The following is a 16,607-nucleotide window of genomic DNA, read 5'->3' as shown; positions in this document are numbered from 1 at the left end:
TCGCGAGCACAGGTAGGTTTGGTCGGCAATTGACAGAAACCGCGACAGTGATAGGTATGGCCACGTGGAACTTCATTCAGTCGAATGATGTGCTCTCTTAGCGATGTCCATGGGGAAGAACTAAGGCGCTGATCGATAAAGGCTGCGCCTGTGAAGAGTAGAACACCTTCGCGCCCAGTTCTCGACTTTGTCGGAACTAGAGGCACGAAATGTCGAAGAAGCTACAAAAACTCAGAAATCAGAAATACGCTGAACAGGGCTACCGCTGCTTCTACTGTAGCCAGCCGATGTGGGTGGGATCGTCGAAGAAGCTCCAAATCGCCCATTCAATCTCCAAACGTCAGGCAAGTTGGTTTCAATGCACTGCGGAGCATCTACTGGCATCAGCTGAAGGTGGGGCAGAGTCGCCAATGAACATCGTTGCCGCATGCAAATTCTGTAATACCACGCGCCACCGAGCCAAGCGGCCACTTTCCCCCGAAGCCTATAGGGAAATGGTGCGGCGACGATTGGGGCTGGGGCGCTGGTTGCGCTTGCGCCTACCTAAGAACACGTCAAAAGGGAGCTGAAAACTGCCTTTGCTAAAATGCAGCCTGAAGTCGATAACTCGATGGGAAACGGCTAACCACTACTCAGCCTGTACTGCCGACTTTGTCGGCCCAGTCGGCAACAAAAGGATAACGGTCGAAGGATCGTGTTGAACTGTAATTGGTCCGCACCTCAATCCGTCCTTTAGGACTTTTGGCTGTTTATCAAAACAAGGGTTGGCTTCTTTTCGCTTCTGATCCCTTCCGTTCTCAAACCTTCCAAATCCATTTTCTTTAAATCTTTCCGAAACCTTGCTTTGGTAACCTATTTGCAGCAATTTCATAAGGAGAATAGGATTGCCAACCCTTTCATTTTGTTCGCCAAAAGGCGGATGCGGGAAATCTACAAGTTGCATTTTGACGGGCCTAGAAACATCCAGGTCTGGGATGTCCGTCGGCATTTTGGACACTGACCCCAAACGCTGGTTGTCCAAGTGGGCGGCTTCGAAGCCATTGCCCGAAAACCTCGCAGTACACCAAGTGGAACAGCGAACCCTTACTGAGGCGGCCATCGCAGCCGCCGAACAGTACGATTACGTGTTGATCGATGTTGAGGGCTCTGACGACGCCTCGCTGATCGACGCAGTCTTGGTGAGCGATCTTGTCATCGTGCCAACTCAAGCATCCCGCTTGGATGCACTGGCTGCGGTTCAAGTGCTTAAACAGGTTCGCCAGAAAAGCCTGGTTCTGAAGCGCGACATCGCAGCGCGTGTGTTGCTGACAAAAACGGAGGCAGGCGCAGTCGAGCACCGCATCACCGGAGAGATCAAGACGATCTTGCGGCAAGCAAACGCGCCTGTTTTTGCAACCTGCTTAGCAAACCGACCAATTTTTAAAGCCATGGTGAGTTTTGGCGGCGACTACCTCGAACTGCCAAAAGAGTTCCAGGGATCCTCGCCGAAATCAGCATACGCAAATGTTGCCGCGCTGGCGCACGAAGTTTCGACCACCCTATCTGAAATTCTTAAAGCAGCATAAGGAAAACACCAATGGACAACATCAAACAAAATCAAATGCCCAGTCTCGGCGACGTCGACAAAGTTGAGCAATCCGACATGAGCTTTCCACGCGGCTCAACTCAAAAGACCGGCCTGCCGCTCCAGCCTGAATTGAGCCCAAGCAAGCGCCGAGCGGCAGCTCGGACTCAAAAGCTCTCCGTGAGCGTGAACCCCGAACTCTATGCTGCCTGGAATGCAATTCGTGAAGACCAGGAACAGGCGGTCGTTCGCGCCATCGAGCTTTCGCTGATCGCCTACCTGGAAAAGAATGGGCGGTCCTTCAATCTGTAAGCGCAAATAATCAGGGCTTCCCGGGCTAGTCTTCGGAGGCCCTGAGGCGCCGCCACCTCTTATTTTTAGGAACGGCTATTTCATATTTTTTGTGGGCGCGCTTGCGAGTTCAAAATACACAAAAACTGGCTGTGTGAAAATAATACTTAATTAAAACAATGAGTTAGATGTTTAATTCGCTCCACCGCTCTGGTACAAGATCTCCACCAGCAAGGGAGGGAACGAGATGTTCCATTTCATCAAAGTAGCATATCATCAGCTGCACATTGCAGCCGTCATCATCCACGTTTCGCTGGTCATCGGCGAAGTGTATCACCTGGTTCCGCATGCGTAAGGGGAAGTTATCCATGCAGTTCTTGTTGTTCCAGATAACCGAAAGGGCCTTGTTCTGAGCGCCGGCATTTTGAGCCAGCGTTGCGGCTCACGTAGAATATCGTGAAAGCGTCGCCTCCTGAACAGGCGGCTTTTTTGTTTCTAGAAGCGTCAGATGCACATATTTTGCGTCTTCATCATCACGACACATCCACGCCGCCGCTGCGTAAGTCTTATCCCAGATCTTCAGGAAACCGAAAATATGAGGGCCAATGTCCTTCTTTCTGCGTTTGAGCAGATCGAGTTTCCCGCGATTGCTTTTACCGATCTGCTTGCCCATCCGGCTGATTTCTAAGTACATCGCGCCATCAGTCTCTGAGTAAACCTCCAGCTGTCCAAGAACCAGGAACCGATGATCGTCGATTTTGCCGATTGCGCTCCAAATCGGTCGATTGGGTTCGCTGAGGACAATGTCTCTGTATAGTCTGAAGCTGCGCTTGGTGCTCATTTTGGGCTCCCCTAAACCGCCAAATGGGCAAACAGATGCAAGGGGCAAGCTCTGGCGAAAAAACTTTTTGAGCCATGCGCGAATTGTGAAGGCGCGACTTGTGGGACGAGTTGACGAAACATGCCGGCCATTTGCTCCGTGGAATGGGCATTCCAAACTGTTTTGGAAACCAACGGTCCATCAAAGGGACATACCCCCCTCCGTTCGCAATCTCCTTACGGAGGGGGGCATGTACCCCTATAGATCAGCAAAAGGATCGGGTATTGATCATTTAAAATTCAGGAACAGCATGAAAACAGGTTTTCCGCTCGAAGTATGAAGGCACTTCGGCGAAAACCGGCAGACCTCACCCACGTTAATCCCAGAAAAATCGAGCTCCCTTACCCTGTCCTCGCTGGCAATTCCGTCAGCCAACAGCAAGAGCCCTTAGAGCCGGATCGAGTGCAGTGACGTTAGAAAGCTATTTTTCAGTACATCTTCATTTTGACTGCTTCCCGCCTTTCGGGTCGGTGAGCGCGAAAAGTGAGAAAAGACATAAATTCCCAAGAAAACTGGGCCGCCAAGTTTACAGTTTTGGAAGCGGGCCCCGGTCGGATCCAAACAAAGAGATTTCACAAAAATGGTGTGGACAATTCGAGCCACGCAAAAAGCTTCACCCATGAAGAGCGCATGGTTGTCAGATTTGAAGACTTGCGTGACCTGATTGCCGAACTTTCAAAATCTGTCCGAAAAGTCGTGGTGGCCGGGACAATAAAAGAGGAGTTTCGGCTCAGGAAAAAGATCGGCCGACGTTCCAACTCAAACTCAAAAGATCCGGCAACGCTTGAAGATAATGGATGCGCCTGGCTGAACTTCGATGCCGACGACATAGAGCGGCCGGATCACTTAAGCTGGCGGGACCCGCAGGCCCTGGCGGAATGGACGTGGCAAAGACTCTGTTGGAAGTTACCTGCATTGAAGGACGTTTCCGTCATCTGGCAGGCCTCATCGAGTGCCGCGGTGGCCGGCAAAGAACATCTGGCAAAATTTCACTTTTATTGCCTCACGGATCGACCTCTCCTCGCACATGAGCGAAAGTATCTCTTTGAAGTCGCCGGCAGCGACCCGAGCCTTGCCCGGATTGCGCAACCCAATTATATCGCCGCCCCAGTTTTTGATGGGGTTCCCGATCCTTTGGGAGGCTTGCCAAGAATTGGGATCATCAGGAAAGAGCAGGAACGGCTGGATACGGCTTCTATTCCCTTCCCTGAAATACCCAATAAAGGCAAAGGGAAGGCTAAGAAAGGGAAACCTTCTAAACCCTTGGCTTTGGAAGCCAAGCCTTCCTTTCCGAAGGTCATCACTTCGAAGGAAGGAGAAGCCCAACTTTCCAAGTCATGCGCAAAACTTGCGAATGGAAGGCACGGGAACGCTTCAATTTACAATGAAGCGCTTCTCATAGGAGGGTTTGTCAGTTCCGGCGAAATCAATGAATGGGAAGCAACCGAAAGGCTTCTGAAGGCTGCAAGCAAGTCTGGCCACGACCGGTATGAAGAGGCGGTTCGTAATGGCCTCAGAGATGGGCTCGCACGACCTATCGCTGTAGCTTCACGACCGGTTGCGACAGCTCCCTTTTACCCCAGATGTTCGATGCCACGCGAGCAAGCTATCGCAATGCATGCCAAGACTATTGAAACATGGGGAAGCAAAGCTTTGGCCTTCCTTTCCAAGAATAAGCAAGGGAAGACTTCCAAAGGAAACGAGAGCCCTCCCAGGTTCTCTCTTTCCGGGGCACAGGGGGTTGGAAAAACGGCGGCCATCGTTGGTCGCGAGGGTCTCTCGGGCTTTCTGCATGGCACTGAAGGTCTTGTGTCTGTGATGCTCCTGCCTGATCACGAGAAGGTCGAAGAAGCCTTCATCGACTATCAGAACAATGCCTCTACGACATCGTCCCCTGCCATTGCGATCAAAGGCAGAAATCAGCCGGACCCGCAGGCTGGCGAAGGCGGCTCCAAAATGTGCCGAGCCTATACGACGGCAAGAAAGTTGTCTGAACTTGGCATCTCTATTCGCTCGACACTCTGCAAAAAGTGCCCCTTTCGAATGGACTGCGGCTACCTGCGCCAAGAAGCTGAGATCAAAGCCCACCTGAAGACCAAAACTGGCCTCGTGATCTTTGCGCCGCACGAATATGCCCACCTGCCGCTGCCGGCCGAGGCTGAACCGGATTTGACCATCTTTGACGAAAGGCCTCGCGATTTTGGGGTGGAAGCAGTTCATGTCTCGTTGATTGAGCTGATTGAATTTCTGTTGCCTCCCAGAAAACGCCTGCAATCCAGGGACGTCGAGATCGGGGATGCCCTCGTTTTACAGGATCAAACCATTTCGCCAGTCAAGTCGGCATTGCTGGCAATCGCGGGAGACGGCCGTGGGATTTACTCAAAGCGTCTGAAAGACTTGGGAGTAACCCCCGAGCATTTGAGCGCCGCTATCAAAGACTTGGACGATCTCAAAGCGGGCAACACAAATCGAGCATTGAAGCCATTATTCACGTGTAGGGAGGTCGCCATCAGCGAATCCCAACTCAAGACTATTGGGAAAAAGCTCTCGGGTAACGAGGTCAGTCATGCCAAGCGCCTTCAAGTACTCTGTGAGTGTTTGTTGACCGACATGGAAAATGAACTGGCGGTCTCAAGCGCTGTATTTCCACATCTCGACAGTACGCGACCGGCTCAGCACCAAGCGGGCTTTACCGCCGTCCGTTTGCGCGACCTGAAGAATGTCATTGGCCGCCCATTTCTCTACCTGGATGGCACCGCCGATGCTGAGCTTTCACGCCAGCTATTTGGTGTTGATCTCGAACCCCATCATTTCCCTCTTGAGAGGAATGCACTGGCTACTCAAGTTGTCGGATGCAACTTTGCCAAGCGCCGGCTGTGTCTCAAGACGCAGGAAAAGCAGACCCTGACCGGCAAGATCAGAGCCGAAAATGATGCGCTGCGTGGTTACGTCAATGACGTCATTGCTCGATATCCTGAGGCCGCTGTCTTTGGCTCGAAGGAGGTAATCAATTCTCTCGACTTTGATCGGACAAAGAAATCTGGTCATTTCGGCAAGCTTCGTGGCCAGAACAGATGGGAACACTTTGATCAGGCCATCGTCATTGGTCGCGAGCAGCCTGGCTACCTGGACATCGAACGGATCGCCCGGGCCTATGCCTCGGCGGCGGGCGAAGAGTTTCACTCCGGAGATTACATCAAGCAAAGCCGCGGCATCAGGATGAAAGATGGCGTCGCCGCAATCGATGTCATGGTCCATCGAGATTCCTGGGGAGACCGTATTCTTCGACAGGTGCGCGAAGTCGAGATCGAACAGGCTTTGGATCGCGTCAGGCTGATCCACAACACGGAGCCAAAGGAGGTCTTTCTGATGTCGCCTATCGCTGCCAACGTAACCGTGGATAGGATCGTTGAGTGGCGAGACTTCAAAAAGGGCGGCAGCCGCGTTGACCGAGCCATAGAAGCGCATCGGGTGTTGTTCCTGTCGCCGACCGATTGCGCCAGGTACATGCCGGAGATCTGGAGTTCAAAGCAGCTCGCACATCAAGACCTCACACGCGCGAACCTAATGTCAAAGGCGCCACATAGTGTAAGTCTATATGGGGAACTTGACGATAAGAGCCTTCCTCTCCTGGTCGAGTATTGGTCGAAGCTCGAACAGGGGAAGAGATCGCGAAGAAAGATGGGTTTGGTATTTGCCGCAAGACATGAAGTGCAGGAAAAGCTGGAACAGATCGTCGGAAACATCTGCAAACTCCGCTTCCGTGACTTGATCGACAACAGTGAAGCCGCCATCCTTTAAGGCCCAAAAACCCGTCAAAGAGGTTAGCCGCGTGGAGAGCGATGCAATGCTCAAATATGTCCCAGGTGACGATATCAGCCCACTTGAGTATTGGCCATTCGACTGTCCTCTCAGCGCTGATCGCTGAGGTGTCCGTCAGATCAAGTCGGATGTTTTACAAATGATCGAATTTCGTCAACTGCCAGATGATCATCCAGACCTTGTGTATGCGCATCTTCAGCGGGCCGCAGCACTCACTTTGCAGTATGCAGAAAATAACGGTCCACTCGGTCTTACTCGGACAAAGGCCTTCCAACGCACCTACGTCAAATGGGCCGCTGAACACTTCGATTGGCCCGGCATGAGCGCGGAGGAGTTGTGTCGATATAACAAGGTTCTCAACGAGTACGATTTTCCGCCCCTCGAATTGCTGCACGTCCTACTGATCAAGCTCAAGCTGGGCCGCCACTACAAGGACGAATTCAGACTGACCAAGCTTGGCAAGGAGCTGGCGCAACATCCAGCACAGCTCTTCACCATGCTGATGCCATTCTACTTACTCAACATCGATCACCGCAGTTATGGCCGCTTTGATGAACAGCCCATTGGCAGCTGGGACATCTGGCTGAATGTTCTCAACCAGGAAATGGACCAGGGCGCAACGGAGCGGCATCTATTCAGTGTCCTTTATGCGGATGAGGCGCATGGCGAGGGCATTGGCTGGCGCGAGTTGGCCGAGTTTTCCTCGTTTGTGCTGCGTCCTCTGGCCTGGTCAGGTTTGATCTTCAAGCAAGACGCCATTCGCAATGGCGAAGCCGAGCGACATTATTTCAAAACGCCTTTGTGGCGCTCAGTGCTGAAACTGGATCTGGACGACACCTTGCAACGCATTCGACAGCACTGAGGGGGGGGCGTAGGTCAGGTGACCTTTACTTTCGGGACTTCTGCATCTTCTTCAAAGATTTCCCTTTCCATGGAAGGCGCTTCTGTTCCTCATAGGCCTCCAGGACGGCATTGACCCAAAGCTCCATCGAATCTTGTTTGAGTGTCATGTAGGGAGAAAGAGCGCCGTACGATTTCTCGGTGACATCGGCCGGGCTTTGTCTCATGCGGTCGTAAACCCCCTGGTCGTTTTGGTTGAACGCGAGAATTGTGGGGTCTTTGATGGAATGTGCCAGGATCGCCGAGGCCCCACCGGGATATCCTGCGTCGCTGAGAAATTTCGCAAGTGTCCGCCGGATATCATGTGGCGACCACCAGTCGATTTCCTCTTCCGCCAGCAAATCCGGCCAGGGTTCTGGTTTCGCGCTCAGGCGTCTGTCTGTTTCGGGCTTGTTTCGGTCCTTGCCGGCCAGGCGGGACAGGATTTGATATGCCCCGGACCCGGTGACATTCTTGTTCACATCCTGCGCTGACGGCAAGAACAAGGCGGCTTCCTCGTAGTTCTCGCGCATCCCGAGGAACCTGTTCAAGTGTTCCATTGCCTGTTTCGGTACAGGCAAGATGACACGTCGGTTTCCCTTCATCTGGGCCGCATCCCAGGACGCCAGCCACCATTTCTCTGGTGCGTGGGCATCGTTGACCAGAGCGCTCTTTAAAAGTGAGAAGGCCGCACCCGTTCTTTGGCAGGCCAGAACGTTCCACCACAGGGCAGCCAACGTCCACGGGTGCACCCCATTTTTCTTGCACTGGCGATTTGGCAGCGGTTTGTCCAGGAATTGTTCGGCAATCCAAAGTGTTTTCACTGCATTCTCTAATGCCGGCATTCGAGTTTTTGGTTTCACGATCACTGGTGATGACAAGTTGGGCCACCAACGGTTTACTTCTCCAAGACCGCTTGCGCCGTTGTGCTCCCTGGCACACCAAGTCAGAGCTTCTCTTGTATAAGTCACGACTTTAAGCGAAGTGGAAACACCGTGAGCTCTTCGGGTGTCATCCCTGACTTTCTCAAGATCGCCCTGGGTGAGACGAGTGACTTCCTGGTCCAAGATGTTTCCCCAGGTGGGGCGTGACATCATGGAAATGATGTCTTTCACGGTTGAGGGCTTGATCTGTTTTCTGCCATTTAGAGATTGTTTGTCTTCTAAAGTGGCTTCAAAACACTGCCGCAAAGTCCATCCTGGCGGAACCTCTACGAGTTTTGCCACCGCTGCCTCGTGATCGTGCCCTTGATCTCGATGTGTCATGTACTCATCAAATTTGCCTGGCTGAGACATGAGTACAGACCGCACGTTCGCCGCTCTCTCCCGGGCGATTTTCACGCTTGTGATCGGCCGTTCGGTGGGGCGCGGGAAAAGTTGCCCAATGGTTTTGGTGCTCTGCTTGAACTTGGTCAGCCAGACGGCCCGATGGCCCCTAACGCGCAACCGCAATCCCTGCTTGCCGTAATCCTTGAATGTATAGGCGCCGTCATATCCGGCTTCGGCCATTTTTTCGGCTCTTCTTATAATGCGTTGATCAATTTCGCATTTTTCAGTTGGCATGTTGTACCCTTCAATAGTGATGTGAGGGTCATCGCATGCTTCAGGATTTGAAACGTTTAGGACTCCTTAACATCCGCAGAATTTGACGGGACAGCGTGTCTGGTTGCGGTTGGCCGTCATGCATGCAAGCAGCCACTCAACTATAAGGTTGTTCACATAACACCCGTTCTCTGACGTTCTGGATTTGTTATGGAATAGAATTTCTAGCAGAGGTTGATATCTGCGCTCGCTTTGATACCTCTGACCGCGGGAATTTTTCAACTGGCAGGCCATTTCGGAACAAGTTGCTGACATCACATGGTCGACATCACCCTGAGTTCTGATTTTACGGCGCCAATGCGAATTCGTTCCCAATTTGTTCTAATTGTCAAGATTTAGGTTCAAGTTCAGCCAGTGGGGTGTGACAGTTTTTGACACCCTGAAATGTCAAATAAGTCGAGCGCTTGGCAACAGGCAACGTCACTTCGATTCGATGAGGCCAATTGATGGTTAATTCATTATTCGGTTCCTTGGAGCCAAGCCAGTTCCGGCTCTTCAGTACCGAGAACGCGATGTTTTATGCCGACCTGGTCGAACATCTGGCGACCGAGGTATTTCGCTATGCGGCGGAAACTATGCGGAAGAAGCAGGTTCAACGCGCAATCGAAGACTTCATCCTCGCTCGGGAATGGCAAGCCAGCCTGACTGGAGAAGAAGGTCTCCGTGACGGCTCTGTGCACTACGCGGTCTATAGCCATCTAGTGAAATCCAAATGGCTGGAAGAAAGCAGAGACGGTCTAAGAACCGTTGTCGATCTCAACAGTGAAGCGCGACTGCTGCTCCAAGCGTTGCTGGACATCAAATCCGGAAAGGTGCGCTCCTTTGGCGGGGAAGTGCTTCAGGTGAAAACCCTGGTCGACGCCGTGCGTCGCGACCCTGAAAGCGCATCAGAAAATCTGACATGGGCCGGGGCCCATGCAGAACGTTTTATGACAAACCTGCGGGCCATCGTAGGGGCTTTACGCAAAGTCGAACAAAGCATGAAAGGACAATCCAGTGTGGCCGGCATGATGGACACATTCTTCCACAATTACATTACCGACAACTATATCGCCGACTACAGAAAGCTGCGTGGCGAAAACAGCCCCTACCGATTCCGCCACGATCTCGTAGAGGATGTGCGCGCCATGATGGAGGATGCCGTTCTAGTCAATGTGCTAGCCACAGCTTTTGTCCGTGAAGGCCGGGCCCCTTCTTTGGAAGAGGCTGAGCACAACATCATCAGCTCACTAAGTACGATTTCAGATGTTTTCAGCAGTATCGACAGCCACATCGATATGATCGAGGCAACCAACTCGCGGATCGAGCGGCGCGTGCTTAACATCAACCGCTTTCTGAGCCGAATGGGAGATGACCAAACCGGCCAGTATATTGACGCAGCCAAACGCCTGGGGAGATCCAAGCTCGCCAGCAACAGTCAATTTCCAGTCAACTACGACGTTTTGGATGTCCATGCACATTTTGATCGCGGCTCCATCCACAAATCGCGGCCGCCGCGCAAGGCGCCGCCACCCGTTGTCGCCAGAAAGCGCCTTAAAGACCCCGCACTGGTAGCCTATGAGGCAGCCAAGCGACATTACATTGATCGCATACGGGTCAATCCCGAGCGCGTTCGAAGCTTTTTGGATACCAAAATGGGTCAGAAGATCTCCATCAGGGCTTCCGACATCGAAATCGTTTCGCTGGATGAGTTCTTCATTTTCGAGCGCTTGATGATCATCAAGACGATCTTCCCTGATGACCTCAATGATGTGGAAATAACGAGGCTTCCGACGTCTCTTGAGAACGAATGGATCAGCTGTTCCGACTTCGAAATCAAAAAACGCGCCGAAACACTGGAGATTTCAAAATGATGATGTTGGACGACTTCGAGCGCGCCTTGGATCGCGAAATCAAATATCGCCAGAACGAAGGCGACAGTGTCTCACGAGATGATGACGACATGATTGTTGATCAGTTCCAGAAAGCTGCCCGTCAACTCATCGAAAAGCAGGTCCTGCACGCTGACGACCGCATGAAAAGTGTCTACCGGCTCATCTGCCGACATGAGCCCTATTTCGACCGGCTGATGCACGGTTTGGGTTATGTTCTGCTGATCGATTCAATCTACGAATACATCATCGTGATGCCCGGCAATATAGATGGCGCCACGCGCCGCGGGAAACTGAAAAAGGATGAGAGCCTTCTTCTTTTGACACTGCGCATCATGTGGGAGGAAAGCTCACGAGATGGCGAAATGGACGACCTAGGTCGTATTTTGATCGATACAGACGCCCTTCTTGATCGTCTGACCGCCCTTGGGGGTGGGGATACACCGAGCAAAAGCCGTTTGAAAGAGATGCTGGATCTCTGGCGGGCTAAGGGGTTTGTCCGAGTTGGCGAGGAAGATCGCGAAGAAGAGATTATTCCCGTCACGATCATGCCGGCAATCAAGCACCTGGTGACACCAGATCTCGTGAAGGAGATCGAAGCTTTCTTGGATGCCGAAGATCCAGAGAGCGACGTGTTCGCCAATATCGAGAAAAACCGTGTTGAAGCTGAAGAGGCTGCCCGACAGCAAGCTCTGGATGCCTCAAGAAAAGAAGACGCTGAAGAAACCAATTTCTTTGACAGTCTGCATGCCGACGTGACTGAAAAAGAAGACCTCAAAGACCCCGTGACGAGCAACTCCAAGGTTGCCGAGGAGCTGCCCGATGTTTGAACTGAAACGCATCAGCGCAATGAACTGGAACCTCCTGGAGCTGGAGGATATCGAAATTGATGGGATCACTGCCATCATCGGGATGATGGGATCCGGAAAATCGACGCTTCTGGACGCCATTCAAACCGTCAAAACGGGCAACCAGGTTTCAAAGTTGAGTCTGAACCGTGCCGCAAGTTCGATCAAATCTACCCGGTCAGTAAAAGAATATTGCCTTGGAGTGACCGAAGACACCATTCGCCTCGGCCTGACGCGGGACGCGTGTCACAGCATACTGGTCCTTAGCTACCGGGACGACACCCTAAATGCCGAATGTGCCGTTGGTCTCACGATCTATGCCGACAAGGATGAGCCCCGGGAACACACGACCTGCCGTTTCATCGCGGAAGGCACTATGTTCTCTTTTGAGGAATTCGCAGATCGGGAGCCTGACGGAACCCTGGTCGTCGGCAGCCCGGAAATCATTTTGGAACGCGTACGGGAGAAATCTGGCCGCGGATATTCGGTTCACAACAACTCCGCCCGCGGGTTTATCGAAAACTACCTCAGAGCGATGCGCCCGAAAGGGGCGACGCCGAACGCAGATGACTACATCCGCCGCTTTCGTAATGCCATCGCCTTCCAGGAAATCAAGGACCCGACCGAGTTCGTTCGAACCTTCGTGCTGGATGAAGATCCCATCCAGACCGACCGACTGCGTGCCAATCTTCAAACTTGGGATGAAATCTCCGCGTCCATTGAAACACTGAAAAAGAAGATCGGAGATGCGCGCTCCCTTCGTGCAGCCTATGCCAGCCATGCCGAATGGCTTTTTACGGCTCAGGAAAACGCCTACCAGACCGCCTGGTCTAAGGCTCAGATTGCTGCCATCCACAGCGCAGAAGCCAGTGACAAAACTCGCCAAGCTGAGGTTGATTTGGCGGAATTGACCCAGGAGCGGACTCGGGTAGATCAGCAGATCGAACGTGAAGAACGCCTGCGAGAGACCAAGAAAGAACAGCAGATGGCTTCCGGCTATTCTCAGTCGCAAGCCCTCATGCAGGAGAAGATTGGCAGCCAGGAGCTGGTTATCAAAACCTCTGCCGGCAAGCTCAACGACATTCTTAAACTGGGATCCTCTCTGCGCCATACGGATGACCTGAAACGCTTCCTTCCGATGTCGACGGGCAACATGAAGATTGCCGCCGAACGCCTGGAGGAGATCCGCCGGGAATTTACCGGTAGCGGAAAATTCCCTGAAGATACTGCCGAAATTTCACGGTTGATTGCGACCGTCAAAGATACTGAAGGCGTCGTTGTCTCGCTGAACACGCAGTATGAAGACATGGTTTATCAGCAGCGGCAGGCTGAGGAGAAGCGGACAGAAAAGCTTCGTCAGCTTCGGTCTCGCGAACGGGGTGGCAAAGGCCTGGACGGACAGGTGCAGGACTTCATCGAATACCTGGTCAGTGAAGGTATTGTCGCCGAGGCCCTGCCGATGATGGTTGAGGTCGTCCCCGGCATGGAAGATTGGGTTCGTGCTCTCGAGACCCGCCTGGGCGCCTTTAAGGAGGCGATCTATGTCGATCCGAAAAATTTTGATGAAGCCTACAGAGTGCTTCGAGACCGAAAGCAGGCAACAGGTCAGGGCTATGAGCGCGAGCATCGCAACTGGAAAGTGCGACTGATCAACACGCAAAAACTCGCTCGTGGAAAGGGTCTGCGTAATGCAGCACCAAATGCCATCGTGTCGATCCTGGAGACAGACAACGATCTGATCAGAAAGTTCCTGGACTCACAGTTCGGCGGCACGGTCATGGTCGACACCCTTGACGAGCTGAAGCAACACTCTGACGCAATCATGAAAGATGGCTCACAAAGCCAGGGGTTCTCCGTTCGTGTGAACCGGATGGGATCTCCTATTCTCGGACGGGTCGCTCAGGAGAGCCTTGTCTACGAGCTTCAGACCCAAGTTCAGGATTTCACATCAGAGATTGATCGCCGTAAAGCCGACATGAAGAGACTTCAGAACGGTGTGGCACTCTTTCAGGCTGTTGGGCAACTCGATACCCAGGAAGCCAGCGCACGTGTGGCTGAAATCGAAGAAGGTCTGAATACCCTCCAAGACCTCGAGCGTCGGCGAGATGAAGAAGTGTCTGATGACGTCCGTGAGCTGATCGCAGATATCAAGGCACATGGCGAGAACATCAACAAGCTGAAGGTCTATCGTGAGGGAGAGCTGGAAGATCGCAAGAACAAGCTGATCAGACAGCAAACCAAAGCCAGTGAGAAGGCAAGAGAAGAGGACGACACGCGCGCTCGCCATCAGGCGGAATGCGATGAAATTGCCGAGATCGACAAGGGCTCAGAGAATATGCGGTGGAGACATGCCCTTTACCACATGGATCACCCTGCGAAGGGACGCTCAATTTCTTCGTTGAAGGCGCGACTCGACAGGATCTCGGAGCAAGACGAAGCCTGGCATATCGACAATGTAGAAAGGCTTCGCAAGGAGAAGCGTGAGGAGCTTGATGCCAACAGTGAAGCCGCTGGGCGCCGGGCTCGCCGGATGCGGGGCATTGCCTCCTACCTGGCGGATTTTGATGAAGATATCGAGCTCGCCAAGAAATCAGAACCAGACATTCTGAACTGGTTGGTGACCCATGTTCTCTACATGGAGGACAACGAGCTTTTGAAATATCAGAAGCAGATCAGCGAATTCCGGGAGGTGACCCGCCTTGAGGTGCGTGAGGTCTTCATGACCAAGCTCAATGATAGCCTCAAAGGCGCACTCTCAGAGATGCGCAAACTTAACAAGCGGATCCGGCGCCACAAGTTTGAAGGTATGACCTATGTCTTCGACTGGAAGATCGACCCCACCATGAAACCTCTCTACCAGATGGCCCAACGCGTCTCGGAAGAGGCTGACAAAGCGGAAACCCTACTGATGGAAGGCGGAGACGAAATCCTGAACCAGGCCGTCGACATTATTCGGGAGATTTTCAAATCCGAAGAAGGTGCCGCCAAGTTCGAGGACTATCGCCAGTATTTCGAGTTCGAACTCGTCATGACCCGGGATGAGGTCACTGACGTTGATATCGACAACCAGGGTGTGGATGGCCTGAAAACAGACATTGCCGTGACCGGAAATCTGACAGACCGGATCGGCAAGGGTTCAGGCGGACAGAAGCAGACCCCCTACTACGTGGCTATCGCTGCCTCCATGGCCGCAGCCTACTACCCAAATGCGCGTCCGGGCGAGAGCATGGGGATGGGTCTCGTATGCTTCGACGAGGCATTCAATAAACTTGATATCCGCAGCACACAGGAACTTATTCGCCTCTATCGTGACCTAAATCTGCAAATCCTGATTGCAGCACCCGAAGAAAAGCGGACCAGCTTCATGGAAGTGGCCGACACCATCGTCACCATTTCCAAGGCCCCGGGCGTTCCGGAACTCTTCATTGACGTGGAGAAGATTGGAAACCGGACCAAGAAGGAACTTCGACAAGCCAATCCCGAGCATCTTGGGATCGATGGTTTCCGCCAGCAGGTGCAGTCCGGACATATCGGTCGCCTTCCCACTCTCAACGCGGCGACAGAGGCAGCTGAATGAGCGCCAGGAAGCGACACCGGGTTGCAGGGGAACTGTTTGCCAAACTGCTCGACCGTCATGAGGCGGCTGAGCGGGATGGCCGACTAGGTCCCAAGATCGGAGAGTTTGTTTTCCAGGCCTTCCGGGACCCCGCCAAGCAGAGGCAGTTTCAAGAGGCTATCCAGCATGCTCAGCGTATAGGGGCTGTCCATGTCGAGATGGACAAGGGTGACCTATCGCACCTGATGAAGCGCGTCGTATTGGCTGACGCGGATGTTCTTTACAATATGACAGGCCGGACACCTAAAGCAGGCAAGCTGGCAGGTGCCAGGAGCACTCTGGAGAGATTTCTGAAAACATTGCCCGAAAAACACCGAGGATATGCGTCAGAGGCCATGGAACGACTATTGGAGCAATGGGAATTGAACAAGCGCCCTCACCGTATGAGTGAAGATGACCTTCAACCCGTGAAAGAATACCTCAAGGCCTATGGGGCGGCGCTCTCGAAAGATGTGACCGACGGTCGAGACTTACGAACATATTCCCGAGTGGAATGCGGAGACTCGAAACTGATTGAGCGCTATTTGACGAGAATCCTTGCAGAGCTCCGCGCAATCGATCTCTACGGCGTTGATGTCAAAGACGAAATGATCCACTCAGATCTGGGTTTAGAAAAGTTCGCACACCTCGTTCAGTTTACTGCGGATATTCCCTTTGCGCAGTCGCACTTCGACAGAAAGCTGCATTTGGGCATTCACCCTTCAATGATCGACACGCTTGAGGTCAGCCCACTACGCGCGCTCGTGACCATTGAAAACTACGCAAGCTTCAATCGTTATGTCGCAGAAGCCCTCACCCCTAATACAGCAGTACTCTATACGGGCGGCTGGCCGGGATTCGGAGAGAAGCAGCTGATCGCGAAGCTTTCAGAACATGTCACCCAAGGCGTGTTTCATTGGGGGGATATCGACATGGCTGGCGCTGCAATTGCAGATGCAGTTGCATGCTGTTCAAAAGCTCCTGTTTCTCTGCATCAAATGTCACCTGATCTGGCGCGCAAACATGGAAAACCCCGCTCCGCCAAGGCAATCTCAGTTTCCGAGAACTCCCCGGCGCGGGAGCTGATCGCGTGGCTTGCTAGCGAGGATGCCTTCACCTTGGAACAAGAAGAGCTGGATCCAGTGCCGGTTTGCCACATAGCGACGGTTTCAATTCCTTCAATGGAAGTCAACGAACCCAATATAGGTTTTAGTAAGGCGAGTAGCCTTGGTGTGAACGAGAGGTAGTGGGCCAGC

General features: G+C 52.8%; 12 protein-coding genes. 9 read left to right on the top strand and 3 right to left on the bottom strand.

The features are described 5' to 3' along the window. Positions 1–209: 209 nt before the first annotated feature. Positions 210–569: an HNH endonuclease gene (locus AC2FNZ_RS06715; protein WP_496839977.1), complete on the top strand. Its 360-nt coding sequence runs from the start codon at positions 210–212 to the stop codon at positions 567–569. Positions 570–628: 59 nt separating this feature from the next. Here the strand turns inward: AC2FNZ_RS06715 and AC2FNZ_RS06710 are convergent, their stop codons facing one another. Further along, positions 629–943: a hypothetical protein gene (locus AC2FNZ_RS06710; RefSeq protein ID WP_496840037.1), complete on the bottom strand. Its 315-nt coding sequence runs from the start codon at positions 941–943 to the stop codon at positions 629–631. Between AC2FNZ_RS06710 and AC2FNZ_RS06705 the strand changes: the two genes are divergently transcribed. After that, on the top strand, positions 885–1,565 hold the full coding sequence (locus AC2FNZ_RS06705) for a ParA family partition ATPase (protein WP_496839975.1): 681 nt from the start codon (positions 885–887) through the stop codon (positions 1,563–1,565). The two genes, AC2FNZ_RS06710 and AC2FNZ_RS06705, sit on opposite strands and share 59 nt — an antisense overlap. 11 nt (positions 1,566–1,576) lie before the next feature. Continuing rightward, positions 1,577–1,876 (top strand): hypothetical protein, encoded by a 300-nt coding sequence (locus tag AC2FNZ_RS06700; protein ID WP_496839974.1) that lies wholly within the window; start codon positions 1,577–1,579, stop codon positions 1,874–1,876. 421 nt (positions 1,877–2,297) lie between these two features. Here AC2FNZ_RS06700 and AC2FNZ_RS06695 read toward each other — a convergent pair whose 3' ends face one another. Further along, on the bottom strand, positions 2,298–2,696 hold the full coding sequence (locus AC2FNZ_RS06695) for a hypothetical protein (protein WP_496839972.1): 399 nt from the start codon (positions 2,694–2,696) through the stop codon (positions 2,298–2,300). A gap of 522 nt (positions 2,697–3,218) precedes the next feature. On the opposite strand from AC2FNZ_RS06695, the gene AC2FNZ_RS06690 reads away from it, so the two are divergent. Both AC2FNZ_RS06690 and AC2FNZ_RS06685 read left to right on the top strand, forming a co-directional pair. Next, positions 3,219–6,536 (top strand): hypothetical protein, encoded by a 3,318-nt coding sequence (locus tag AC2FNZ_RS06690; protein WP_496839971.1) that lies wholly within the window; start codon positions 3,219–3,221, stop codon positions 6,534–6,536. Positions 6,537–6,696: 160 nt separating this feature from the next. Continuing rightward, positions 6,697–7,419: a hypothetical protein gene (locus AC2FNZ_RS06685; protein ID WP_496839970.1), complete on the top strand. Its 723-nt coding sequence runs from the start codon at positions 6,697–6,699 to the stop codon at positions 7,417–7,419. Between the two features lie 25 nt (positions 7,420–7,444). Here AC2FNZ_RS06685 and AC2FNZ_RS06680 read toward each other — a convergent pair whose 3' ends face one another. Continuing rightward, positions 7,445–8,998 (bottom strand): hypothetical protein, encoded by a 1,554-nt coding sequence (locus AC2FNZ_RS06680; RefSeq protein ID WP_496839969.1) that lies wholly within the window; start codon positions 8,996–8,998, stop codon positions 7,445–7,447. A gap of 551 nt (positions 8,999–9,549) precedes the next feature. On the opposite strand from AC2FNZ_RS06680, the gene AC2FNZ_RS06675 reads away from it, so the two are divergent. Genes AC2FNZ_RS06675 through AC2FNZ_RS06660 form a run of 4 tightly spaced genes read left to right on the top strand, consistent with a single transcriptional unit; the run spans position 9,550 to position 16,598 of the window. Then, the gene (locus AC2FNZ_RS06675; RefSeq protein ID WP_496839968.1) at positions 9,550–10,890 is read left to right on the top strand and encodes a Wadjet anti-phage system protein JetA family protein; all 1,341 of its coding nucleotides are present in this window, start codon (positions 9,550–9,552) and stop codon (positions 10,888–10,890) included. Beyond that, a complete protein-coding gene (locus tag AC2FNZ_RS06670; RefSeq protein ID WP_496839967.1) occupies positions 10,887–11,738 on the top strand; it encodes a DUF4194 domain-containing protein in 852 nt (283 codons plus the stop codon). Before AC2FNZ_RS06675 ends, AC2FNZ_RS06670 begins: the two co-directional genes overlap by 4 nt. Continuing rightward, positions 11,731–15,333 carry an SbcC/MukB-like Walker B domain-containing protein gene (locus AC2FNZ_RS06665; RefSeq protein WP_496839966.1) on the top strand — a complete coding sequence of 1,201 codons (3,603 nt, stop codon included), beginning with the start codon at positions 11,731–11,733 and terminating at the stop codon, positions 15,331–15,333. The genes AC2FNZ_RS06670 and AC2FNZ_RS06665 overlap by 8 nt, the downstream gene beginning before the upstream one ends. Further along, the gene (locus AC2FNZ_RS06660) at positions 15,330–16,598 is read left to right on the top strand and encodes a Wadjet anti-phage system protein JetD domain-containing protein (protein ID WP_496839965.1); all 1,269 of its coding nucleotides are present in this window, start codon (positions 15,330–15,332) and stop codon (positions 16,596–16,598) included. Before AC2FNZ_RS06665 ends, AC2FNZ_RS06660 begins: the two co-directional genes overlap by 4 nt. The last annotated feature ends 9 nt before the right edge of the window (positions 16,599–16,607 follow it).

The organism is Ruegeria sp. SAZA006 (assembly GCF_059613465.1).
The sequence above is the reverse complement of the archived record's forward strand: the minus strand, read 5'-3'. Positions and strand labels throughout refer to the sequence as shown.